The 24523-nt window shown below is 44.9% G+C and carries 17 protein-coding genes; 9 read left to right on the forward strand and 8 right to left on the reverse strand.

From position 1 onward, the window contains the following. Positions 1–93: 93 nt before the first annotated feature. Both MUY27_RS14125 and MUY27_RS14130 read right to left on the reverse strand, forming a co-directional pair. Positions 94–849 (reverse strand): hypothetical protein, encoded by a 756-nt coding sequence (locus MUY27_RS14125; RefSeq protein ID WP_245130817.1) that lies wholly within the window; start codon positions 847–849, stop codon positions 94–96. 15 nt (positions 850–864) lie between these two features. Continuing rightward, entirely contained in the window at positions 865–1374 is a 510-nt protein-coding gene (locus tag MUY27_RS14130; protein WP_245130820.1) for a DinB family protein, read from the reverse strand. Between the two features lie 98 nt (positions 1375–1472). Here MUY27_RS14130 and pdeM point away from each other — a divergent pair, with 98 nt between their 5' ends. Next, on the forward strand, positions 1473–2135 hold the full coding sequence (gene pdeM / locus MUY27_RS14135) for a ligase-associated DNA damage response endonuclease PdeM (protein ID WP_245130822.1): 663 nt from the start codon (positions 1473–1475) through the stop codon (positions 2133–2135). Positions 2136–2138: 3 nt separating this feature from the next. Here pdeM and lspA read toward each other — a convergent pair whose 3' ends face one another. Beyond that, entirely contained in the window at positions 2139–2657 is a 519-nt protein-coding gene (gene lspA, locus MUY27_RS14140) for a signal peptidase II (protein ID WP_245130824.1), read from the reverse strand. 192 nt (positions 2658–2849) lie between these two features. Between lspA and MUY27_RS14145 the strand changes: the two genes are divergently transcribed. From MUY27_RS14145 to MUY27_RS14160, 4 genes are read left to right on the forward strand one after another with little or no spacing between them, the layout of a single operon-like run. Continuing rightward, positions 2850–3410: a biliverdin-producing heme oxygenase gene (locus MUY27_RS14145; protein WP_245130827.1), complete on the forward strand. Its 561-nt coding sequence runs from the start codon at positions 2850–2852 to the stop codon at positions 3408–3410. Beyond that, positions 3403–4929 (forward strand): GAF domain-containing protein, encoded by a 1527-nt coding sequence (locus MUY27_RS14150; RefSeq protein ID WP_245130829.1) that lies wholly within the window; start codon positions 3403–3405, stop codon positions 4927–4929. Before MUY27_RS14145 ends, MUY27_RS14150 begins: the two co-directional genes overlap by 8 nt. 41 nt (positions 4930–4970) lie before the next feature. Then, complete coding sequence (locus MUY27_RS14155; RefSeq protein ID WP_245130833.1) at positions 4971–9830, forward strand: chemotaxis protein CheB; 4860 nt, start codon at positions 4971–4973, stop codon at positions 9828–9830. A 51-nt stretch (positions 9831–9881) separates the two neighbouring features. Then, positions 9882–10256 carry a response regulator gene (locus tag MUY27_RS14160; protein WP_245130834.1) on the forward strand — a complete coding sequence of 125 codons (375 nt, stop codon included), beginning with the start codon at positions 9882–9884 and terminating at the stop codon, positions 10254–10256. 62 nt (positions 10257–10318) lie between these two features. On the opposite strand, the gene MUY27_RS14165 is transcribed toward MUY27_RS14160, so the two are convergent. Next, positions 10319–13327, reverse strand: coding sequence for an outer membrane beta-barrel protein (locus MUY27_RS14165; RefSeq protein WP_245130836.1), 3009 nt, complete (start codon positions 13325–13327; stop codon positions 10319–10321). Between the two features lie 350 nt (positions 13328–13677). Between MUY27_RS14165 and MUY27_RS14170 the strand changes: the two genes are divergently transcribed. Continuing rightward, positions 13678–13950 (forward strand): hypothetical protein, encoded by a 273-nt coding sequence (locus MUY27_RS14170; RefSeq protein WP_245130837.1) that lies wholly within the window; start codon positions 13678–13680, stop codon positions 13948–13950. A gap of 17 nt (positions 13951–13967) precedes the next feature. Here the strand turns inward: MUY27_RS14170 and MUY27_RS14175 are convergent, their stop codons facing one another. Beyond that, entirely contained in the window at positions 13968–15152 is a 1185-nt protein-coding gene (locus tag MUY27_RS14175) for an aspartyl protease family protein (RefSeq protein WP_245130838.1), read from the reverse strand. A gap of 114 nt (positions 15153–15266) precedes the next feature. Here MUY27_RS14175 and MUY27_RS14180 point away from each other — a divergent pair, with 114 nt between their 5' ends. Both MUY27_RS14180 and MUY27_RS14185 read left to right on the forward strand, forming a co-directional pair. Further along, on the forward strand, positions 15267–16595 hold the full coding sequence (locus MUY27_RS14180; protein WP_245130839.1) for a D-alanyl-D-alanine carboxypeptidase/D-alanyl-D-alanine-endopeptidase: 1329 nt from the start codon (positions 15267–15269) through the stop codon (positions 16593–16595). A gap of 89 nt (positions 16596–16684) precedes the next feature. Further along, positions 16685–17236 carry a C40 family peptidase gene (locus tag MUY27_RS14185; protein ID WP_245130842.1) on the forward strand — a complete coding sequence of 184 codons (552 nt, stop codon included), beginning with the start codon at positions 16685–16687 and terminating at the stop codon, positions 17234–17236. 3 nt (positions 17237–17239) lie between these two features. Here the strand turns inward: MUY27_RS14185 and MUY27_RS14190 are convergent, their stop codons facing one another. From MUY27_RS14190 to dapF, 3 genes are all read right to left on the reverse strand, one after another. Further along, positions 17240–20134, reverse strand: a complete 2895-nt coding sequence (locus tag MUY27_RS14190) for a DEAD/DEAH box helicase (protein WP_245130846.1) — start codon at positions 20132–20134, stop codon at positions 17240–17242. A 184-nt stretch (positions 20135–20318) separates the two neighbouring features. Further along, positions 20319–21929: a PAS domain-containing sensor histidine kinase gene (locus MUY27_RS14195; RefSeq protein WP_245130850.1), complete on the reverse strand. Its 1611-nt coding sequence runs from the start codon at positions 21927–21929 to the stop codon at positions 20319–20321. Positions 21930–21965: 36 nt separating this feature from the next. Beyond that, positions 21966–22751, reverse strand: coding sequence for a diaminopimelate epimerase (gene dapF / locus MUY27_RS14200; RefSeq protein WP_245130854.1), 786 nt, complete (start codon positions 22749–22751; stop codon positions 21966–21968). A gap of 187 nt (positions 22752–22938) precedes the next feature. Between dapF and MUY27_RS14205 the strand changes: the two genes are divergently transcribed. Next, a complete protein-coding gene (locus tag MUY27_RS14205; RefSeq protein WP_245130857.1) occupies positions 22939–24489 on the forward strand; it encodes a trypsin-like peptidase domain-containing protein in 1551 nt (516 codons plus the stop codon). The last annotated feature ends 34 nt before the right edge of the window (positions 24490–24523 follow it).

The raw sequence follows: 24523 nt of genomic DNA on the forward strand, positions 1-24523 counted from the left end.
AGCTACAAAGCCATCGTTCAATTACTAATAAAATATTACGAAATAATGTTTCAAATATTATAAATCGCCGTCACAAGCAATTAAAGCGCTATTTTACAAACCCTGTTCGTGGGTCACAACCGAGATCAGAATTTTATTTCCGCGTACATTTCCGGCAAAGTATCCACCAAGCAAGTGGCCGTTAAAACGATTGATGGTATAATCGCCTTCTACTACAAAATCGCGCACCAGCGATTTGAAGCCTTTGATGTTTCCTTTGGCATGCACCACTACTTTTTCTGCACTGATGTCGGCAATGGTGTAGGTAAAAATATTATAGGTATTCAGCAGTGGATTTTTTCTTCTTGATGTCCAGGTGTAACCAACCCCGACCCGCTCCTTTGGGAAATTCAGCTGCACCAGGCCCGGGTCTATAGGCGGCTCTGCAAGTTGGTTCCCCTCTTTAAAGGGATCCACTAATTCCCCGAGATCGTTATAAGCAAACCTGTAATTCTTATGCAATACGTCCTTTACGGCATCGTGTAACCGGCGCGATTCTTTATCCATATCCCCCAGCATATCATCAGAATCATAATGACGCACCTCGTCGCCCAGTTTACTATCTGAGCAGATGCGGCGTACCTGCGCAATAAAGGCATATCTTTTGCCGTCGTCCAAAGCGGAGTCGACCGTAAGATCGGTACTGGTCTTATTAACAATGCTTACCATTGGGCCCTCTATCTTTTCCTCTACCGATATATTTTGCACATCGCCGTCATGGTACTTCAACCGCAGCAAAATCTTGCCATGGTCTGATTTACAGCCCGGCAGCAATAGCAATGCAAGTAAGAGCAGGGAGCAGAATTTCATAAGAAGACGGCATGCTTAGAGATACCTTTCTTTGATGATCCGCAGGTGATGCAGCTCGTGCCCCGCCATTATATATAGCAAGGCGTTAACTGTCACCCTGTTTCCGCTGGCAATACCTGAAAGGGCCAATTGCTCTGCGGTAAGGCTATGGATCAGGAAAAGGTTAGCCAGGCGCAGTTGTTTAAATTCATCAGCCATGTTTTCTAAAGTACGCCCCTGCAATTCAGCATGCTCCACATAGCTATTTTCTTCAAAACCGGGTAGCGGCTGTTGCTCCCCCCGCGAAATGCAAAGCAGGCGATAGGCAAAAACGCGCTCTGCGTCTATCAGGTGGCTGACTAATTGCCTGATCGTCCATTTTCCGGGCGCATAAGCATAGTCTTGTTTCTCTTTAGAGATAGTAATCAGGAACTGGTAAGTATCTTCTGCGAGGCGATTCAGTGTTTCAACAATATCGCCAAGCTGAGCGGCAGTTTCTACATAGTTGGCATAAAATGGTGCGTATTCTGAAACGTCAGGTAACATGGTACAGGGCTGGGTATTGCCCAAATATAGCACTAAGAGGTGTAAAGCTATAAGAAAAGCTAATGCTAAATTAATTGGCATTTTTTATCTTTGCACTAATGAAGATCTGTGAAGGCGCCGAACTGCCCTGGCTAGGGCAAGACCTTGTTTTACTTCCCGAAAAAGCTATTTACTGGAAACAGCAGCAAACGCTGATTGCCGCAGATGTGCATTTGGGAAAATCCGGCCATTTCAGAAAAGCAGGTATTGCTATACCTAAAGATGTGGCGCAGGAAGACCTGGCCGTACTGTCAGACCTGATTGCGCAATACCATCCGCAGCAGCTGATCTTTTTGGGCGACCTGTTCCACAGTGATATGAATACCGATTGGGATTGGTTTGCATTGTGGCGGCAGCAGTTCCCGCAGATGAAGATCATCCTGGTGAAAGGCAACCACGATATTATCCAGGACAGTCATTATCACGAACTGAACATCCAAACGCCGGAGTCGTACCGGCTTGGCCCGTTCCTGATGCTGCACCACCCGGTAACGGCGGCTAAACTACCTTCAATCGAGGGTTATGTACTTTGCGGTCACATTCATCCCGGTGTACGCTTATCTGGTAAGGGCAGGCAAACAGTCACGCTCCCATGTTTTACATTTGGTTTAAAACAGGCTATTTTACCTTCCTTTGGACGTTTCACCGGCAGGGTGGCTATCCGGCATGAGAAAGACGACCGTGTATTTGGCGTATTGCAGAATAAAGTGATTGCGGTTTAGCAACTAACCCTCCATATTGCTTTCGCTGTTTTTCATGAAATAAGGTTTGTTTAAAACAATCAGTAGCAGGATCACCCCGGTGGTGATGGAAACATCGGCGAGATTGAATATCCCCGTTTTAAAAATACCGAATTCGAGATACAGGAAATCCGTTACAGAACCATTTGCGATACGGTCATAAATATTACCGAATCCTCCGCCGAGGATACAGCAAATTGCCGTAAGCCGCAGCCAGTCCATCCGGTAATTTTTTACCACATGTACCATTGCGCCAATCAACGCAGCCATGGGCAATACTGCCAGAAACAACACGCGTGCATATCCGCCGATATTGTCTCCCGCACTGAGGAAAGCCCCGGTATTCTCTACCCTGGTGATCATCAGATGGTCGCCCCAGTATCTTAGCTGCACCTGCGGATACAGTTTTTCACGTACGATCTTTTTTGAAAGCTGGTCGCAACCGATGTTAACCGCAATGATAGCCAGTATCAGAATCAGGCGAAGGCCTTTATTTTTACGCATATTTAATAGAATTCTGCCGCTTGCAAGTATACAAAACGCCTATTATTTCCAGGTGTGAATAAATGGTTGTTAATTTGCGTTATTGTAAAATCCCGCCAGTACCAATTTTACTATCTGCTTAATTTAATTGCCAATAATTAAAATTTTTATCTTAGCTTAGTATTTTATCTATTTTCATCTGCTTATTATCTAATGCTTGCCGACGTTATTAAGGAACAGACCACTGCACACCATCAGGGGTTAGAAAAAAAAATTATCTCCCGACTTAAAAGCCTTTCATCGGCTGAAGATTACATTAATTTATTGCAGCTGTTCTATTCTTATTTCGGCGGATTGGAAGACCAGATCAATCATCAGATAGATCAGTCGGTACTACCCGATTACGAAGAACGGCGCAAAACCAGTTCCCTTTCTAATGATATTCAAGCCCTCGGCGGCAATCCCGCATCAAAAGCTGTAAACGGGGCCCTGCCAGAGATCACGACTATCCCACAGGCGGTTGGCGCACTTTACGTTATAGAGGGTTCAACACTGGGCGGAAGCATTATCAGTAAAATGGTTTCAGATCGGCTTGGCCTCCAGGACGGGCTTAGTTTTTTCAACAGCTATGGCAGCAAAGCCACGGAGATGTGGGAACGCTTTAAAACATACATCAACACCCAGGCATGGCAGCCCGCCGAAGAACAGGCGATTATTGCCAGCGCGCAAAATACCTTTTTAAAATTCAACAACTGGATAGAGCAGCATGGCTAATAAAAACTATGATTCGGAATTTTGCGGCAGTTTACCGCTGCATAACATCAACCTGATTCAACCTTACGGCTATCTGCTGGTGTTGCAAAAAGAGGATTTTACCGTTGTACAGGTAAGTGAAAACACAGAAGAACTGCTTAACCTGCCGCCTGCGGATATCATCAACAAAAGCATAGAACGCTTTCTTGGCAAAGCCCAGTTTGAAACCCTGAAACAAAAGGTTGCTACGGATGCTACCGGTAAGTTACCCCTAAGCTTCAACTTTGAAGTGAACACCACCAACCAGCGTATGCTGGCACTGATCCATATCAAAGAGCAATACCTGATCATCGAACTTGAAAAAGTAGCAGAAAATACCGACCGTTATTTTACCGAGGTATTTCAGGAGATCAAATATTCCATGGCCAATATCGAGCTGGCCGGCTCTGTACAGGAGGTTTGCGATACCGCCGTCCGTGAATTAAGAAAGTTATCTGGATTTGACGGCATCATGATGTACCGGTTTGACAGCAACTGGAATGGAACCGTTATCGCCGAGGAGAAAGATGAAAAGCTCGAAAAATATCTGGGCTATACCTTCCCGGCATCAGATGTGCCTAAACAGGCGCGCCAGCTGTATCTGAAGAACCCCTACCGTTTAATTCCTACGCGGAATTATAATCCGGTGAGGTTATACCCGGTCATCAACCCTATTACCCATACATTTATCGATCTTTCAGATTGTAACCTGCGCAGCGTTGCCGCAGTGCATTTGGAATACCTGAAAAATATGGGCGTTGATGCTTCTATGTCTATCAGGGTGATCAAAGACGGTGAATTATGGGGACTGATTTCCTGCCATAACACCACGCCTAAATACGTTAATTACGAGATCTGCACCGTGTTTGAATTACTTTCGAGCGTGGTTTCTAACAAGATATCTTCTATTTACAGTAAAGAAGAGTTTGACCGCGAAGCGGAGCTGCAAAATAAGCGCACCTCGCTGATTGATAAAGTTTATACCGAAAGCGACCTGGCGGCAGGCTTGCTGAAAGATAAAGAACAAAACCTGTTAGATATGTTTAATGCTACAGGTGCGGTGGTAGTAAACAATAACCAGCAAACCCGGATTGGCGAAACGCCTAACGAAGATTCGGTGGAAAATCTGGTGATATGGCTGCAAGGCAAGAATGTGGTTAAAACTTATGCGAATGACAATTTAGCAGCCATTTACGAAGATGCTGCGGAATATGCCGATATTGCAAGCGGTATACTGGCCATCCCGGTTGATGCCGATAAAGGGAACTATATCATCTGCTTCAGACCAGAGTTTGTTAAAACGGTAAGCTGGGGCGGTGATCCTGAAAAGGCGATCAATTTTGAACCGGATGGGAAAGCATATCATCCCCGAAACTCATTTAAACTATGGCAGCAAACCGTGCGGCAAACTTCACTGCCATGGAGCCGCCACGAAATTAATGCAGCAGAGATGCTGCGCAGTTTTGCATTTGAATTTCAGACCAAGCAATTATACAACTGATTGACCGTTGGTAATTAACTAAGGCATTTTTAGAATAAGTAATGAGCGAAGCCAAAACAATACCATCCACTGCAAATACCGTTAGCGGGCAAAAGTATGTGGTAGCTATTGGCGCCTCTGCAGGCGGGTTAGAGGCTATTCACGAGTTTTTTGACCACATGCCGAATAACTCGAGCTTTGCTTTTATTGTTATTCAGCACCTTTCTTCAGACTATAAAAGCCTGCTGGTAGAGCTGGTTTCAAAGCATACCCATATGCGGGTGCTCGAAGCAGCGCAGGACATGCTGATCCAGCCGGATTGCGTTTACATCATTCCCAACAATAAGCTGATCACCATTAAAGGCAACCGCCTGCGACTGGCTGATAAGACACATGATAAAAGCCCTAACACGGCCATAGATACTTTTCTACTGACTTTAGCGCAGGAGAAAAAAGAAAAAGCCATTGCCATTATCCTTTCAGGTACCGGTACAGACGGTACTAAGGGCATCGAGGCCATTAAAGAGTGCGGCGGTATGGTGATTGTTCAGGACCCGAACACGGCCAAGTTCGACGGCATGCCTAACAGCGCTATCACCTCGGGTAATGCAGATTTTATTTTGCCCCCTGCAAAAATGCAGGAAGAGCTTTTTAACTATATCAAGCAAAAGCCGGTAAACGTACTTACAAAAGGAAAGATCGATGATACCCTTCTGGACGAAATATTCGCGCTGATCTATAAGAATAGCGGCCAGGAGTTCAACTTATATAAAACCCCTACCATCATCCGCCGCATTGCGCGCCGCATGACCAATACGGGCACATCAAACTTGCCCGAATATGTTAACATCCTTAGATCTGACCCGGCCGAAATTGAGGCCCTGGGTAAAGATTTCCTGATCGGTGTTACGCGGTTCTTCAGGGATAAACAGGCTTTTGAATGCCTCGAGCAGCAGATCATCCCGCAGATTGTTGATGCCAAGGAAAATGGTGAAACGTTAAAAATCTGGATATGCGCGTGTAGCACGGGCGAAGAAGCTTATTCTGTTGCTATTTTAGTGTACGACTACCTGCAAAAACAGCGAAAGCAGTTAGAAGTAAAAATATTTGCCACAGATATAGATCCTTCGAGCGTAGAAATTGCTTCGAAAAATTGCTATGCGCCTGCTGCGGTTAAAGATATAGACCCGGTACTGATGGAAAAATATTTCATCAAAGAAGGGAAGAACTATTCAGTAATTGCGCCTATCCGCAAGCTGATTGTTTTTGCAAGGCATAATGTGACCAAAGCGCCGCCGTTCATCAAGAATGATCTGATCACCTGCCGCAACATGCTCATTTACATGAACAACCTGTTGCAGCAAAAAGTGCTTTCCACGTTCCATTTTTCGCTTAATCCGGGCGGTTACCTGTTCCTGGGCTCCAGTGAAAGCGCCGCCGTATTGAAGGATGGCATGCAGGAAGTGAACGGCAAGTGGAAATTTTATAAGAAAACCGGTAGTATCAACTATGCTACACACAACACCTACCATACCACGGGCAGCCCGGTTAGCGACCATACTGCCGATAAGATAAAAAACCTGCTGAAACCGGCGCAGAAATCAATCAAGACCATCGCCGATGATGTTAACGAACTGCTGGCCGAAGAATTTGGTTGTGTAGGTATTTATATTGATAAGAATTACGAGATCAAAGAAACGATGGGGAATTTCAGGCGCTACCTTTCGCTCCCTGAAAGAAAGCTGGATCTGAACCTGTTGAATATGGTTCCCCGCGAGATCTCCGCCATATTGAACACTGCTATCCGTAAATCCTGGAAAGAAAACAAAAAAGTTGCGCTTAAACGAGTCCGGATTAAAAAAGACACTAAAGATCAGCTGATCAATATCTATGTAAAGCCACCTGATGCGCAATCAGCTATGGCTTATACATTGATCATGCTGCATGAATCTGGCCTGGATACCGTAGGCGATAAGGACCTGATGCAGGATAACCTGATTGACAATCTTCAGCAAAACGACTACATCCTTGAACTGGAAGCGGAACTGACGGAGACGCGCAACAACCTTCAGATGGCGGTTGAAGAGATGGATACCACGAATGAGGAACTCCAGTCGAGCAATGAGGAACTGTTATCAGCTAATGAGGAATTGCAGTCGAGCAATGAAGAGCTGCAATCGCTGAACGAGGAACTGCATACGCTGAATACCGAGCACCAGCTAAAGATCAAAGAACTGATAGAACTGAACGATGACCTGGACAACTACTTTAAAAGTACAGACATCGGACAGGTTTTCCTGGATAACAACCTGGTCATCCGGAAATTTAATCCGGCATCAGTTAAGATGATCAACCTGATCGAAGCGGATATTGGCCGCCCGATCAGCCATATTTCTCATAATATCTACGCCGAGAACTTTGTACATGACCTGCAGCAGGTGGTACATAACGGGGGGCTGATAGAAAAAGAAGTACAATTGAAAAGTGGCGTCCGCTGCCTGATGCGTATTCTGCCTTACATCCGTAAAGACAAGCAGAAAGACGGTGTTGTGATCAGCTTTGTGGATATCTCTGTTATTACAGAGCTGAACAACATTATATCAGGTGTATTTAATTCTACCACCAGCGCCATTATTGCCTTTAACGCCGTTAGGAATAAAGAAGGTAAGATCAATGGGTTTAAATGCATTGCAGCCAACAATGTTGCTGCGAAAATGCTGAACCGTGATAAGGATGAACTGATTAACCTGACGCTGAATAACGATCTGCCCCAATTAGCAGAGAACGAACTGTTTGAACGCTACGTAAATGTGGTAGAAACCGGGCAGGTATACCAGTCTGAATACCAATCGCGCAATCAGCAATGGTACCAGGTGGTCGCGGTAAAAATGGCGGATGGCCTGGCAACCACGTTTACTGATATTACCGACCGTAAAAATGCAGAGCAAAAGCTACGCAAGAACTATAACGAGCTGATCACCGCCCGTGAAAACCTTAAGAAGCTAAACGACGAACTGGAAGATAAGGTGCAGGAGCGTACCCGCCGCCTTTCTGAAAGTGAAGAACGCTTCAACCTGGTTTCAAAAGCAACCAACGATACCATCTGGGACTGGAACCTGGTGACTAACCACATGTGGCGGAGCGATAACTTCACCTCTATGTTTGGTTACCACCGTAATGAAGAGACGGAAAGCATTGGGTTCTGGTTCAACAAAATACATCCGGAAGATCGTAAGCGAGTGGAAAGCAGCGTTTACGACTCCATCAACCACAATAAAAAACAATGGTCTGCCGAGTATCGCTTTTTAAAGGCCAATGGCGATTACGCCATTATCTTAGATCGCGGCAGTATCCTGCACGACGAGTTTGATACTCCTTACCGCATGGTGGGCTCCATAGTGGACGTGACACGCCTGATGGAGGCCGAAAAGAAACTGAACACCAGCGAAGACCGCTTCCGTAAGGTATTTGAATCTAATATGGTCGGCATGGTATTTTCAGACGCTGATAGTACCATTTTAGAGGCTAACGATGCCTTTCTTAATATGATTGGGTATGATCGTAAATCTCTTACAAACGGTCAGCTTAAATGGAATAAAATTACCCCGCCGGAATACCAGGCCATTTCACAATGGGCTGTAGACGAACTTTCGGAAAAAGGCTTCTGTGCACCGTTCGAAAAGGAGTACATCCGTAAAGATGGTAAGCGGGTAAGCGTTTTGATGGGTGCCGCCAGGCTTGAGAATGAAGAAGCGAATGCAGTAGCCTATATTATCAACATTAGCGATCAGAAGGAAACCGAGCGCCGTAGAAAAGAGCTTCAAAAGCTGATTAAAAAACAACAAGACGAATTTTATAGCATCTTTTTAAATGCCCCTGCGCTAATTACCATCCGCCGGGGTAAAGAGCTGCGTTATGAGTTCGGGAATAAGTCTTTCGAAGAATTTATTGGCCATATCGACTATTTGGGCAAAACCACTGCAGAGGTTAATCCAGAGACATTCGGAAACAAGCTGAGAGAGATAGACCAGTATGTGCTGAAAACCAAGCGTACATACATTGGTAAAGCCTTTAAAATAAAACGTAAGGACCCAATCACGGGTGAAGACGTGGGCAGCTGGTTCGATTTTATTTTCACGCCGGTATTTTCAGAGCATGGCAAAGTTGATGGCATTGCATTCTTCGGCTTTGACGTAACAGACCTGCTTAAAGCGCAGGAGGCCACCAAGCAACTGATGCAGAAGAAGGACGAGTTTATGAGCATTGCCAGCCATGAGCTTAAAACACCGATTACCAGCTTAAAAGGCTCATTGCAGATTATGCAGCGGATGGCCGGTAAAAATTCCGACGTTAGGAATATCTATCCTTTCATAGATAAAGCAGACAAGCAAACGGCCAGGTTAACGGCTCTTGTAGAAGACCTGCTGGATGTTACCCGTATTCAGGCCGGCAAAATGCTGTTTAATCTGGCATGGTTTAACGCGCAGGGAGCAATTACCGAATGCGTAGAAGATACGCAGGCTAACATCAACACGCATAAGATCATTATCCAGGGTGCGGCTGATGTAGATGTATATGCAGACCGCCCGCGACTTGAGCAGGTGATCAGCAATTTCCTGTCGAATGCCATAAAGTATTCGCCAGAAGCGGGTAAGGTAATTGTTACGTTAGAGATTACTTCTGATCAGATGCTGAAGGTTTCCGTGACCGACTTTGGTATCGGTATCCCGCATGATAAGAAAGACTTTGTATTTGACCGTTTTTTCCGTGTGCAGGAATCATCACATAAATTCTCAGGCTTAGGTTTAGGCTTATATATCTCCGCAGAAATCATAAAAAGACATCATGGTGAGATTGGTGTTGAAAGTGAAGAAAACAAAGGCTCTACGTTCTGGTTTTCTATACCAGTGACAAAAAAATAATAATTGGAATTATTTAATTAATAATTAGATTTGTTTTCTGCATAACTATCTATGGACGAATCAACAAAAAGAATCATCATTTTCGATGACGATGAGGACATATTGTCCATCTGCTCGTACATCCTTGAAGAACAGGGCTGGGAAGTACACACTTATACCGATTGCAATAATATTATTGAAAAGGTATCCAGCGTAAATCCGTTAGTGATTTTAATGGACAATTGGATCCCTGATGCAGGCGGTATTGTAGCAACCCAAACACTTAAGAATGATGAGGAGTTGAAAAACATCCCGGTAATCTATTTTTCGGCAAATAGCGATATCCAGTTACTGGCAGAACACGCAGGTGCAGAAACTTATCTGGCAAAACCTTTTGACCTGGATGATCTGGAGCAGATCATCAACACCGTACTGGTTAAGCAATAAACAGATCTCATTTAAATGATATAAAAAAACCCTGTTGCCAAATGCAACAGGGTTTTTCCGTTTTATTCGTTAAGTGACGGACCACCCGGGCCAGGGCCGCCGGGACCACCACCAGGGCCACCAAAGCCACCGCCATCTCTTCTAAAGCCTCTTTCACCAGGCTGTTGCGTAGGCGCTCTTCCGGCAAATTTCTGTAACCTTAAGGTGAACGTTAGCAAGAAGTAACGGCCAAGCCTGTTGGTATTGGTTTGTGTAATAGACGTAGCTGTAGTGTTACTGCTGAAGCCTGTATTCTGGTTAAAGGCATCGAATACAGAAGCACGAATAGTCGCTGCATTGTTCTTCAGGAAGCGGCGTTCAGCATACGCATTTAAAATATTAGGGTTCGTAACCGCAACGGTATAACCATAGTTAATTTGGTGGCTGAAATCATAGCCTAAAGTCCAGTCTTTCCAGAAATAGTTTTTACCATTGATACCCAGTGTCCAGGTTCTTACATTGGCACCGCCCTGTGTCAGGTTATTCTTTACAGAGTTATTTGTTTTATTGATAGAGTAATTGGACAGGAACTGCACGTCTACAATATCCGTCAGATCTACGCGGAAACGCATGCCCGGCGTTAATATCAAATTCTTGGCAATGTTCTTCTGGCTGGTAAGCGCTGCGTTTACAGAGTCTACACTGCTTACGTAACCCACGTTATTTGAGTAGGTGGCGCTTCCGTTGAACATTAATGTATAACGGCGGTTAGCCCATGGCTTAGCATAAGTAAAGAAGCCATTAGCCGAATAATAACCATCGGTATTTACATACCTGGTTAAGATGGTATTCTGCAGATCGCGGTATTCTGCATTATTGCTTAACGCCTTGCTCCTTGGAACCGTGATCACATTTGTGGAGATCTTATCATTGGTTTGCGTGAACGAAGCGTTGGCAAAAATTACATCACCTGTCTGGAAGCTGAATTTGTTGTACCTGATGTTAAAGTTGTTGGCAAATTCCGGCTTCAGGTTAGGGTTACCTTGTACAGGGTATAACGCGTTTGAGAAATCGGTAACAGGCTGCAACTGGCTAAAGCTTGGCATATTGTTGTTACCATTATAATTAATGCTTAAAGAGTTGCTGCGTGCAAAGTTGTAAACAAAACGGGCCGTTGGCGAGAAGTTAACAGTTGTTACGTGAGTTTGTACACCGGTGGTGATAGAATTACCATCAAGAATAGCCGGTTGTATCCCTAAACCTAATGTATAGTTATATTTCTTCTCGATCACCCGGTAGTTTAAACCCGCGCGGTGAGTAATAAATGTATAATTGAAGTTGTTACTTAACCTAGCATAATTGGTACGTGTACCAAAAGTATTTAAGGTATCGGTTTCCTTATCGCTGGAGGTATAGGTATTATTATACGCGTAGTTCAGCTCCATAAAAGAAACTTTACCAACGGGCTCTAAATAAGACAAGCTTGTGCTCACCGCATGATTGTTGCTGTTAGTAGTAATCAGCTGGTTAAGCGGAGCAAGTGGTGTACCCGCCGAATAATTGTATATGGGGTTCTGCGACTGATCATTGCTACCGGTGCTTAAATTCACTAACACGTTAAAATTACGGCCCTTGGTGCTGAAGCGGTGATTATACATTGCGCTTAAACCCAGGTTCGGCGCTGATGAATTCGCATAAGTTTGTGAGGTATATGCCGTGCTGGTATACAGCTGCCCCGTTGTGCGCGATGTTTGCTGGTTCAGCACATTATCGTCAGACAGGGTAAGCGTTTTTGCGTAAGTAAATGTAGGCGTTACCTTTAAGTAATTAATGGTATCCGGCCGGTACTCAATGTTGAAGTTAAACCGGTGATTGATATTATTATCGTTCTCTGTACTAGTCTGGTTGGTGCTACTCGGGAATTGGCCGGTATTCAACTGTTGCGATACGCTATTAGTAAATGTGCTGTTATCTGCAAAGCTGTAGCTGCCGTAGGCCGCAATATGCTTACCCCATTGATCACGGTAGTTACCTCCGATAGAATGTGCATTAGTAATACCGTTCTGGCTGCTGGTTAAGCTACCGCCGCCACCGAAACGTGCAGCGTTACCGCGGCCGCCGCCACCACCGCCGCCGAAGTTGCCGCCCGCACCGCCACCGCCGAAACCACCGCTGGGGCTGCCAAAAGAGAAGGTGTTTACGTTGGTATTATTCAGATTTCCTAAAACAGAAATTTGCCTGTCGCCTTTAAAACTGAAGTAATTCAATGATCCCAGGTAACGGTTATCATTACTTTGCGGGGTTAATGCCCCGGCTCCCGAAGCCGGCGCTGTATTTTTAGGCAATAAGTCGCTGCCATCGCCGCCGGTTGCTTGTAACGAGTAACCGTAGTTGCGGTCTTTCCTGATGTTGACGTTCAGCACTTTATTAGGTTCCCCGGTTTTAATACCGGTTAAATTAGCCTGATCGCCGTAGTCGTCTACCACCTGTATACTTTCCAGAAGATCTGCCGGGATGTTGCGGGTCAACGAGGTAACGTCGCCGCCCATGTAATCCTTACCATTAATACGCACTTTGGTAATCTGCTGGCCTTGCGCGGTTACCGCTCCCGATGTCGGGTCTACATCCACACCCGGCGCCTTTTTCAAGGCATCCTCAAGGGTGGCGTTAGGTCTTACGTTCAAAGCGCTTACTTTATATTCAACGGTATCTTCTTTTACCGCCACCGCGTTCACCCCGACAATCTTTACCTCGTTCAGGGTGGTGTTGGCAACTTTTAACAGAATATTACCCAGATCGGCCACACGCATGTTAGCATCAATGCTGTAATGCTTAATCAGTGTCTGGTAGCCGATGGATTTGATAGTCAGTGTGATTTTGGTGCCGTTTATATTAGGGAAGGTAAAACGGCCGTTCACATCTGCTGCGGCGTTTACACTATCCTTTTTATCTGAAACAAGGGTAACTACACTGCCCGGCAAGGTAGCTTTTGTAGAATCAATAACAGTTCCTCTAACCTCGTGCGCAACCTGCGCAGATGCATAAGAAAAGCCAAAAAATAAAATTACAAGTAATAAGGGTATACGTTTCATTTGCCTATTGGATCAATATCATTGTTGAATTTGTCACCTAATGACACATTCATCGTGCAAAGGTTCAATTAGTTTGGTATAATTATTTGTTTTCTATAGGATTGTTACATTTAGAACCTTAATATCTATTATAAATGTTACAATAGGGCTTTTTCGGCCATTTTTAGGCATATCATAATATTTTTTAATACTGTTTCTTAAGGAATGGTGTAATTATCATCTGTATCATTAAAATCGTTGTTATTTACCACACAAACCAGCAGCCCTTGAACACGCAACTCATTCAATTACAAATTCTTAAAACATAATTTTCAACCGTTCGTTCCTTTTAAACTAAAAAATAGTCAGCTATGAATATCAGAGGCGCGAATCTGCATACCAAAGTGCATAACTGGATCGACACGATTGGTTTTAGACTGAACACGGTGAATACTGATCAGAAAAACAGGATCACCACCAGGCACTATTTTTTTGAGACCTTCAATTTTTTTGAGAAATCTAAAGACGATTCACCAGAGAAAGCGCGCTTTATGTGTTTTGACACTTATGGCGAAAAGGTAAAAGTGAAATCATTGCTCGATCTACAGGCTGCCTTCTTTGAAAATATCAGCCAGCTAAAATAACCGCTGTACTTCTGGTTTTATATTCTTCTTTTGAGCGTTAAAATAAAGCGTTGTCGCTTTTTATCCCTAAAGATATCGAGTAGCAGGCTACGGTCATTATAAGACTTAAAGATGTTGTCGATATCCTGTATGGTCATTTCAGCTACCGGCTTAAAATTGACGGCGGTAATGATATCGTCTTTCCGTAAACCAATGTCATCTGCTGCCGAACCCGGTTCCACCCGGCTGATGACAATCGTATGTAAATCCTTGCCATCGGCATAGTATTCCAGGCCGCTCATGTCGTGTTCGAACGGCTTCTTATAATTACCTGATGGCTTCAGGTACATCATGTTGTTCTGGTAATCCATAATAACGGCAAAACGGTTCAAGATACCCAGCCCGATGCTACCGTCGCGGTTTACCCTGTCCTTAGCAGCAACCTGCGGATTATCAAACGGCAGCGAGGTGATCACATCTTTAAATTTATACTTGCCAATATCCAGTTCATCTACCCGGCTCAGCAAGCCGTTAACCGGCCCTGTTAAACCAATGCCCAGGTTACCTTGTATAAACTTGCGATCCTGCGGCAATTTATGCAGTGCATTTTCAAGCATCAGCGGATGCCCCGCACCAAAATCAATCAGCAGCCTGGCCACATCCGGCGATTTACCATCTACGTTGACGCCAGCCTCTATGTAAGGCTTGTTCTGTTCTATCTTTATCGGAATTTTGTACCCCCGTTTAAACTCTTTTATAGAGCCGGGCCTGGCAAGTGTGATGGTGGTATCTGAAAAACTGAGCTTAACTGCCAGGCTGTTAAACAGATCGTACCCGATAAGGCCGTGAACCGGCATCCCGGCATAGTTGGATAGCCCGAACTGATCTTTATTAAGTACGGCTGCAGATAAGTTGCTACCCCTCACACCATCGATATCAAAAGTTAATCCGCTGGCGATGGATGCCTCCAGGTCTGAACCTTCTCCCAATCCTGACAACTGGATCCGGCGTTTGGTATTGATCCGGGCGGAATCGGCCATGGCAGGGTCGGTAATCACAATGATACCTACACCACTGTCTACAATAAAATTAAACGGCCCCCTGCCCCCTACCCTCACACTAACGATCAACAAATTTCTAACCAGCTTAAAAGGCACCACCACACGCTTTTTCCCTTCGGGCAATTCAAAAAACTGCGCGTTGGCCGCATATGCCATCACCATGAGTATCAGCAGACCAATACAACGCCGGAAACAATATGTGATGGGCTTAAACGACAATTTATACTTATAATTGGAAGTTAAAATTACATAAACATCAGCAGCAATCATAACGATATGTACAGGCAGATAAGCCGCATTTTACTTTGTATACTGGTCTTGGTTTCTACACTGAATATCGCCGAAGCCGGTGGCATCCGGAAGCGGAAGATCAGAAGATTGTTTAAACATTCCGCCATTTTTAACGACCACTTTACAGGCTTTGCACTGTATGACCTGGATGAGAACAAAAGCTTGCTTGAAATTAACGCCGATAAATATTACACCCCGGCTTCCAATACCAAACTGTTTACGTTTTATACTTCGCTGAAAATATTAGGTGATTCCATCCCCGCACTGAAATACCAGCTCATGGGCGACTCGCTATTGTTCTGGGGAACGGGAGATCCCTCTTTTCTGCACCCCGACTTAAAGGGAACCAAAGCTCTGCATTTTTTGCAGCAGTCGGGGAAACAGCTTTATTTCTGTAATGGCTTATATCAAAATGAAATTTTGGGCAGCGGTTGGGCCTGGGACGATTATAACGATTATTACCAGGCAGAGATTAACGAATTACCGCTTTACGGTAACCTGGTAGAGATCAGGAAAGGAAACGGCAAATTGATACAATCTGCTCCGGATTTCTTCGCCCACCTATTGAAGGCGGATAGCAGCCTCCGGACAAATTCATTTACCGTCAGAAGAAACCTTACAGATAATACACTCATGTACCCTGTTTCGGCATCGCCGACAGAAAACTATCACCAATACGTTCCCTTTCAGACCAGCACAGCTCTAACCATTGCTTTATTGCAAGACACCCTGAAGCTAAACGTTTGTAGCCTGCACCTGCCTTTACCTGCAGATGCCCATACCATTTACGATCTGAATGCGGATACCGTCTACCGGCATATGCTTCAGCCGAGCGATAATTTTATCGCGGAGCAGTTATTGCTCAGTTGCTCGTCCGTAAAGTTTGGTTACCTCAACAGTGATTCGGTACGAAACTACTCCTTAAGCCATTTTCTGAATGACCTGCCTGACAAACCGGAGTGGCACGATGGCTCTGGCTTATCGCGATTGAACCTTTTTACCCCGCGCGACCTGATTGCGTTGCTATTAAAAATCAGGGCTGAAATTAATAATGATGAGCGTTTATTTAGTTTATTGCCTGCCGGTGGTGTTTCCGGAACGTTGAAGCGGGTATACCAAACGGATAACGGTAAGCCCTTTGTATTTGCCAAAACAGGGAGCCTCTCTAACAATTATAACCAAAGCGGCTACCTAATTACCAGGAAGGGTAAACACCTGGCCTTTAGCCTGATGAACAACAATTTTGTAGAGCCTTCGCGCACGGTAAGAGACGAGATTGTAAAACTGATGACCTATATTCACGATAACTTTTAAGCGATTTTAACAGCATAGCTTTTACTCCGGGATGAATAATCACCACATTCTCAAAACATTATTACGGCGTTTCCTGTAATTAATTGAGAATGAGCCGATCCTTTATTTTATTAGTGTTAGCCGTTGTATTGGTTTGTTGTAAACAGCAAACCAATACAACTTTTTATCCGGCAGCTACTGATACCCTGAAAAAGGACAACGACGGTGTTTATGAACGTGTGCAAACAGGGAATATCCAACCTGCGGAGCTACTGACTTTTGCTCAAACATTAAAAGGCGTACCCTACAAATACGCATCCACTAACCCCCAAGAGGGCTTGGATTGTTCCGGTTTCGTCACCTATGTTTTCAATCATTTTAACATAGAAGTACCGCGTACCTCGGCAGATTTTTCGACTGTCCCTGAAGAGATTGAACTTAAACAAGCCAAACCCGGCGACCTGATCTTTTTTACAGGAACAGACAGCACATCTAAAACCGTAGGCCATATGGGTATTATCACCTTTCATAACCAGGATAGCACCCTTTTTATCCATTCTACTTCCGGCAGGGCAATGGGCGTTACCGAAACACCTTTAACCAAAGGCTACCAGGCACGGTACGTAAAAACGGTAAGGATATTTCCGCAGAATAAGCGTTAGATATTATTTCAAAATCTCGCGGATGTCTTCTGCCGTAAGGGTTTTAATGAAGCTTTCTTCAGTAGTGATCAATGCGCGCGCGACGCTTAACTTACGTTGCTGAAGCGCCAGGATCTTCTCTTCAACCGTATCCTTCGTGATGAACTTATAGATGAAGATGTTCTTAGTCTGCCCGATGCGGTGCGTACGGTCAATGGCTTGCTGCTCAATAGCCGGGTTCCACCATGGATCCAGAATGAATACATAATCGGCCTCGGTTAGGTTCAGACCAACGCCACCGGCCTTTATCGAAATCAGGAACACACGGGTCTGTTCGTCTTCCTGGAAGTTTTTTACCACCTCGCCGCGGTTTTGCGTAGAGCCATCCAGATAGGCATATTTAATATCGCATTTTTCCAGGTAATCGCGGTAAATACTCAGCTGTTTAACAAATTGCGAGAAGATCAGCACCTTATGGCCGCCGTCGAGCACGTTGGTGAGCGTATGCACCACGTCCTCAAACTTACCGGAATCACCCTCGTACTCATCGTCTATCATGCTGGGGTGATTGGCAACCTGCCTAAGCTTGGTTAATCCCTGTAAAATCTGGATCTGGCTTTGCGCAAAGGTGCCATCCTCCAGACCCTGCAATAGCTCGTTCCGGTATTCCGATTTAATCTTCTCATACACTTCGGCCTGCTCATCGCTCATCTGGCAGTAGAACAGGTGTTCTGTTTTTGGCGGCAGCTCGGTTGCCACCTGTTCTTTAGTACGGCGGAGCACAAACGGCTTGATCATGGCCTGCAGCTTACGCGCTTTATCTTCGTCTTTCTTTTTCTCGATAGGCGTCACAAACTCATTGATGAAATATTGTTGACTACCCAACAAACCCGGATTAATGAAAGACATCTGCGTCCACAAATCATTAACAGAATTTTCTACAGGGGTACCGCTCAGAATCAGCTTAAACTGTGATTTCAGCTGCTTAACTGCCTGGTATGATTTGGAAGACGGATTCTTGATATTCTGACTTTCGTCCAGGATGATATAATCAAAGAAAAAGGCTTTCAGCAGGTCAATGTCTATCCGGCTGATGCCATAGGTGGTCACCACCACATCGTAATTACTAAAAACTTCCGACGATTTATAGCGCATTACGCCGGTATGCACCATCATGCGCAACTGCGGCGTAAACTTTCGGGCTTCGTTGATCCAGTTGTAAATCAACGAGGTAGGCATGATTAGCAGCGAAGTTGTCTTGCTGCCCCTTGCTTCTGCCTCTTCTTTATTTTTCTGCAATAGGGCCAACGTCTGGATGGTTTTACCCAAACCCATGTCGTCCGCCAAACAGCCGCCAAAATGATACTTCTTCAGGAAATGGAACCAGTTGTACCCGGCCTTTTGGTAACTGCGTAAGCTACCGTTAAAATTAACCGGCGTTGGTATTTCTTCCAGCTCATCAAAGTCGATCAACTGTTGCAGTTTACGGTTCATGGTCACGGTGGCCAATTCACCTTCTGCCAGCTCATTGATAATGCCGATATGATGTTTCCGTAGTTTCAGGTCTGCGCTGCCATCTGTAAAGTGCAGCAGGTTACTGTACTGCGAGAACCATTTTTCGGGGATGACAGCGATCTCTCCCGATGGCAAAACAAACTCCTTCTTCTTGTTAAGGATGTGGTTCCGCAACTCGATAAAAGGCACCTGGTAAGGGCCAAAAAAAACTACGGCATAAATATCGAACCAGTCGTTATGCTCATTCACCTGTAAGTCTATTTTGCTGCTCCCAAACAGGTAACGCTTGTTTCCTTCCGGCTGCTCAATCACAAAGCCCTGTCGGGTCAATTCATCGTGGTTTTGGTTCAGCCAATCCAGAATAGACAAGGAATGGTCTGTATCTTCGTTGTCGGTTACCACTTCCAGGTTCTGGAACAATGAAGACGCTGCCTTTAGACCAAGGTTTTCCAGCACCTGTAGGCGGCCTTTCTCCCACGTTACCGAACGTTTAATACGGTGGAAGATGTAATCATCGCCCTGGTGATCTATCCTGACAGAAACCTGCCGGCCATCTCCCGCGGGAAAAACATAACCCGAATATTTAAAATACAGTTGCAGTTGTGAGGTACCGCCCTCAACAATAATCGGTTTCAGCACGGGTACGGCATCGTACTTTTCGGTATTGATGGTGAACCCTTCTGCATGCACGTGATGCTTTTCGATCAGCGGCGCCACAAAGCGCTCCATATAGGATTGTTCTGACGAACGCGGGATGGCAATGTACCGTTTATTTAAAAATGGCTGTAATTTTTTACCTTCTATATCACGTTCGAAATAGTACAGCACATCGTCCAGCAAAAGCCACGCAGGGTGGTTACATATGATCTCGGCATTACGGAACATGAATTCAATCTTCATGCCCTGGTATTTGATGGTAGGGTAATACCTGATCTCTGTTTCGTTTCGTTTGAAATGGAACAGAATAGAGGCCGGTTCGTCTGCAATGGTCAACTTTCTGCCGGCGGGATAGCCCTCTTTGCTCATCAGGTAAATTGACTTTTCCCTCAGCGCATTCAGCACTTCGGCTACCTTTTTCTCAATCTTCGGCCTGAACATATCGAACATTTGTTCGGTAAATATCTTGCTGAAGAACTCATACGGGCGGATCGGCTTTTTATAGTAGCGCTTAATCAGGTTGCCCTGCTCTATATCTTCTAGTATTTTAATCAGCTTCAGATCCGTTTCGTCAATACAATGGATAAACTCTGTTGCCGTGTTAGAAAAAAGGCGCTGGTAGGTAAGTGAAAACTCGCCGTTGGGGTTAAGCTGTACAATGTGCGGTTCTATCACGTAACCCAGGTACTCATGCTTGGCAATAGCATAAATTAACTGGCATGGTTTAGAACTGTCGACACGTAGCATAGATGAAGCAAAAAATTAATCGAAGCTACATCAAGAAAAAATTCAAACGTAAACAGAATTTGCTTTAAGTAAAAAAGATTTGCCCTAAAATTTGTCAACAGTGGTAAAAAACAGATATTTATTTAAACAATTTGATCCTAAAAAGACACTTCTATAGAAAGTTAGCATGGTTTACATGAAACGATCAGGGCATTTGCTGTAACCATTGCGAAGCTTCGTCGCGATCTGTAAAAAATTGAGCGGTTATATTGCCGATGGCGATATCCAAACTCTTTTTTGCCGACATGCGACTGAATGTACTTGGCGAGTAAATCCAGGCGAAATATTTAAGCCCAGCCTGCTCCATAGCAGGGAACCACACCGTTCCACCCCAGTCAACCGCTTCAGACCAGTTCCCTAACACGTGTGTATTATCATTCAGAACCTTGGTACAACCACTCTTTTTCAGTATCTCCAGCATGGCCAGGCACCCGCTTTTTACCGAGTCGAAATTCTGATAACCAAGCCAATCTACTTCCAGGCGTTGTTGCGCAGCATTATATTGAATCTCGATGTAATTTGCTTTATAGAAAGTGCGGTGGTCGGTGGCGTATTCTTTCAATTCCTGTTTACCGCTGATCGGCAGCAAAAAGAAAAAAGTAGAGCCCTTACCCGGTTCACTTTCAATCCAGAAGCTGCCATTGTGCCTTTTGATGATCTCTGAAGAAATAAACAGGCCCAGGCCCAATCCCTGAAAACGCATAGAAGTGTTATCGATCCGGTAATAGCGTTCAAACAAGTTTAGCAAGTATTCGGGTGCTATGCCGATGCCAAAATCCTGAACGGATACGATGATGTTATCCTGGTTCACTTCAGAACGAAGGACGATCTTTTTATTATCGGGCGAATACTTGATAGCGTTAGTCAGAAAGTTATTGATCACCTGCTCAATTCGCAGACGGTCACCTTTGTATGTTACCCTATCTGATCTCTCTACAACAATCTCATAATCCGGAAACATTTGCTGGATACTTTCCACACTATCGCTCACGGCACTGCTGAAGTCAAACTCTTCCGCATTGTAGATCATTTTGCCGGCGTTAATGCGCGAAACATCCAGCAGGTCATTGATCAGCCGCTCCAAACGGTCTAACTGCCCGGTAGCTTTGCCTACAAATTTGTAACCGGCATCCTCTGGTTGCAAACTTTTCTTCAGGATCTGGAAAAAGGCCTTGACGGTGGTTAACGGTGTCTTGAGCTCATGGCTGGCAATGCTGATAAACTCATCCTTCTTCTTTTCAGATTCTTTTTGTTCGTGAATATCCGTGTTGGTACCAAACCATTTGATAACCTCGCCATGCTCGTTTTTTAATGGCAGCGCTTTGGCCAGGTGCCACCGGTAAGTACCGTCAGTCCCTCTTTTGGTACGGTACTCAATTTCGTAAGGCGAACTGTATTTTAGCGAATTGTTCCAGGTTTTCAATGCCCTTGGCAGGTCATCGGGGTGAAGGGCATTCTCCCACCCTGCGCCGAGCGAGACCTCAAGTGTTTGCCCAGTGTAATCATACCAGCGCTGATTGAAATAATCTACCTGCCCGGAGGAATCAGCCGTCCATACCGCTACAGGGATATTATCCGCCAGTAGCCTGAACTGCTCCCTGCTGATCTGCAATTCTGCCGCGTTTGCTTTCGCAACGCTTTTCAGGTAGTCATTCTCCAGCAGCAATGCTTTCTCACGTGCCAAAAGCGCGCTATGCTCGGCCTTCAGCAACTCCAGTTCCCCTTGCAGCTGCAAGTATTTATCAGTATCGGACATCAATAATATAAACGCAAAAAACCTTTAAAGGTTGAATTATATAGAGATTTGCCCTTCAAATACCAGCTTGGCAGGCCCTTCTAAAAAGATATTGGTAAAATGGTTTCCCTGGCGCGAGAAACGGATATTCAAGTTGCCGCCAAGTACGCGGATGGGCGTGCTGACGGTACCGCTCTGGTCATTGCGGGTTGCCATAGCCAAGGCGACTGCTGTTACACCGGTGCCGCAGGCAAAAGTTTCATCTTCTACCCCGCGTTCAAAAGTTCTGACGAAGTAGCCATCGCCCTCGGGTTCAACAAAATTCACATTGATGCCCTTTGCACCATAGGTTTCGTTATTGCGAATTGCTTTCCCCTCGTGATACACATCTTTCGAAGCAAGATCTGAAGTAAGCTGTACATAATGCGGAGAACCGGTATTCAACACATAAGCTTCGCCATCACGGTCGATAGTTTCCAGATCGATCATTTGCAGACTTACCCAGTCGCCTTCGGCTGAAACTTTGGCATAATGCGGGCCGTCTACTGCCAAAAAGTTTGTTTCATCTTTAATCACACCCAGAAATTTGGCGAAGGCGACAATGCACCGGCCACCATTACCACACATACTGCTGGGTTGCCCGTCCGAGTTGTAATAGACCATCCGGAAGTCGTAACCCGGTTCGTTTTCCAGGAACATCATCCCATCGCCGCCAACACCGAAGCGACGGTCGCAAATACGTGCAATTAGCGCAGGATTGTGGTGATCTACCTTATTTTCGCGATTATCAACCAAAATAAAATCGTTGCCTGCGCCCTGGTATTTATAAAAATGAAGTTCCACCAAGTATAATTTTTACAAGAATAAAGATTTGCCGACTTCGCCCCGCCTAACTGCGGTTGTTTTTACATAAGCCGGACTTTAACAATTTTTAACAAAAATGCAGATAACTTATTATTGTTCATACCGTCTATATGGTATTAAATTTGAATATTGTTTTTCACAAGCTAAAAGAACGTAAATAGAATATATGAGAAAGATAGGTTTAACATTGTTAACAGCTTTTGTAGGCGGGGCAATGGCGATTGGTACCTACAAGGTATTTGAAAACAAAGAAGCAGCAAGCATGAGCTTTGAAGATCGCCAGAAAGTTTATTTCGCTAGCAATAAATCAGCTGCAATAACCTCATCTGCCGGTGAGGTTGATTTTACACAGGCTGCAGCAGCGGTAACACCAGCTGTAGTTTATATCCGTACCACTTACAGCGCACAAGCCGGTGGCGGACGAAATGAAATGGAAGATTTATTCGGCCAGATGTTCGGTCAGCGTGCGCCACGCCGCTCAACCCCGCAAATGGCATCAGGTTCTGGTGTGATCATCTCGCCCGATGGCTACATTGTAACCAATAACCACGTAGTAGAGAAAGCAGATAAGATCAGCGTGACTACTAATGATCACCGCACCTTCCAGGCTAAAGTGATCGGTACCGACCCTAATACAGATCTGGCTTTGATTAAAGTGACCGCTACTAACCTGCCGATTGTAAAATTAGGCAACTCTGACGATGTACGCGTTGGCGAGTGGGTACTGGCGGTAGGTAACCCGTTTAACTTAACATCAACCGTTACTGCCGGTATTGTAAGCGCTAAAGGACGTAACATTGGCATTATCGGTTCTGAAAATGACGATGATGACGACAACGGGGGCTATAATCCGTTTGGCCCAACCCGTAACCAGCAGGCACCACGTGTAAACAAAGCCATAGAGTCTTTTATCCAGACAGACGCGGCCATTAACCCTGGTAACAGCGGTGGTGCATTGGTTAACACCCGTGGCGAGCTGATCGGTATCAATTCAGCCATTGCTTCACACACCGGCTCATACGAAGGTTATGGCTTTGCGATTCCGATTAACCTGGCTAAAAAGGTACTGGACGATATTGAGAAATACGGCAGTGTACGCCGCGGTTATATCGGTGTAAACTTCCGCGAATTAAACGAAGATGTAGCACAAGATCTGGGAATTAAAAACACCAATGGTTTATACGTGAATGACGTAGTACCTGGTGGTGGTGCAGAAGCCGCTGGTATCCGCAAAGGTGACGTGATTACTAAAGTAGAAGGTAACACTATTTATGAATCTTCTGACTTGCAGGAACGTGTAGGCCGTTTACAACCTGGTGATAAAATACATGTAACCGTTGTACGTGACGGTGCTGAAAAGAATTTTGCAGTTACCTTAAAATCTGATGCTGGTAATACCAACCGTACAGCAGCACGCAGCAAATCTGCAGAAGAGCTTTATAATAAACTTGGTGCCAGCTTCCAGCCGCTTACCGCAGCACAGAAAGCTAAATTCCATGTTACGCATGGTGTTATTGTGACCCAGGTTCGCCAGGGCGGTTTCTTTGACGAAACTGAAACCCCGGTAGGTTCTGTAATTACTTCGATCAATAACCAGCCGATCAACAGTATTGCCGACATTGACAAGGCAATTACCAACATTAAAAATGGCATGGTAAAAATCACCGGTATTTCTCCTGATGGCATCAGCTTCAGCAATACCTTCCAGGTGCAATAATTTAAGTTACTACAATTGTTTATAGCAGGGTCCG

The organism is Mucilaginibacter straminoryzae (assembly GCF_022953055.1).
In the GTDB taxonomy this organism is placed as follows: Bacteria; Bacteroidota; Bacteroidia; order Sphingobacteriales; family Sphingobacteriaceae; genus Mucilaginibacter; species Mucilaginibacter straminoryzae.

What these genes read in the sequence shown, in the direction of transcription:
- MUY27_RS14125 (WP_245130817.1), bottom strand. Translation starts at nt 849, where the DNA reads ATGAAATTCTGCTCCCTGCTCTTACTTGCATTGCTATTGCTGCCGGGC.
- MUY27_RS14130 (WP_245130820.1), bottom strand. Translation starts at nt 1,374, where the DNA reads ATGTTACCTGACGTTTCAGAATACGCACCATTTTATGCCAACTATGTA.
- pdeM (WP_245130822.1), top strand. Translation starts at nt 1,473, where the DNA reads ATGAAGATCTGTGAAGGCGCCGAACTGCCCTGGCTAGGGCAAGACCTT.
- lspA (WP_245130824.1), bottom strand. Translation starts at nt 2,657, where the DNA reads ATGCGTAAAAATAAAGGCCTTCGCCTGATTCTGATACTGGCTATCATT.
- MUY27_RS14145 (WP_245130827.1), top strand. Translation starts at nt 2,850, where the DNA reads ATGCTTGCCGACGTTATTAAGGAACAGACCACTGCACACCATCAGGGG.
- MUY27_RS14150 (WP_245130829.1), top strand. Translation starts at nt 3,403, where the DNA reads ATGGCTAATAAAAACTATGATTCGGAATTTTGCGGCAGTTTACCGCTG.
- MUY27_RS14155 (WP_245130833.1), top strand. Translation starts at nt 4,971, where the DNA reads ATGAGCGAAGCCAAAACAATACCATCCACTGCAAATACCGTTAGCGGG.
- MUY27_RS14160 (WP_245130834.1), top strand. Translation starts at nt 9,882, where the DNA reads ATGGACGAATCAACAAAAAGAATCATCATTTTCGATGACGATGAGGAC.
- MUY27_RS14165 (WP_245130836.1), bottom strand. Translation starts at nt 13,327, where the DNA reads ATGAAACGTATACCCTTATTACTTGTAATTTTATTTTTTGGCTTTTCT.
- MUY27_RS14170 (WP_245130837.1), top strand. Translation starts at nt 13,678, where the DNA reads ATGAATATCAGAGGCGCGAATCTGCATACCAAAGTGCATAACTGGATC.
- MUY27_RS14175 (WP_245130838.1), bottom strand. Translation starts at nt 15,152, where the DNA reads ATGGTGATGGCATATGCGGCCAACGCGCAGTTTTTTGAATTGCCCGAA.
- MUY27_RS14180 (WP_245130839.1), top strand. Translation starts at nt 15,267, where the DNA reads ATGTACAGGCAGATAAGCCGCATTTTACTTTGTATACTGGTCTTGGTT.
- MUY27_RS14185 (WP_245130842.1), top strand. Translation starts at nt 16,685, where the DNA reads ATGAGCCGATCCTTTATTTTATTAGTGTTAGCCGTTGTATTGGTTTGT.
- MUY27_RS14190 (WP_245130846.1), bottom strand. Translation starts at nt 20,134, where the DNA reads ATGCTACGTGTCGACAGTTCTAAACCATGCCAGTTAATTTATGCTATT.
- MUY27_RS14195 (WP_245130850.1), bottom strand. Translation starts at nt 21,929, where the DNA reads ATGTCCGATACTGATAAATACTTGCAGCTGCAAGGGGAACTGGAGTTG.
- MUY27_RS14205 (WP_245130857.1), top strand. Translation starts at nt 22,939, where the DNA reads ATGAGAAAGATAGGTTTAACATTGTTAACAGCTTTTGTAGGCGGGGCA.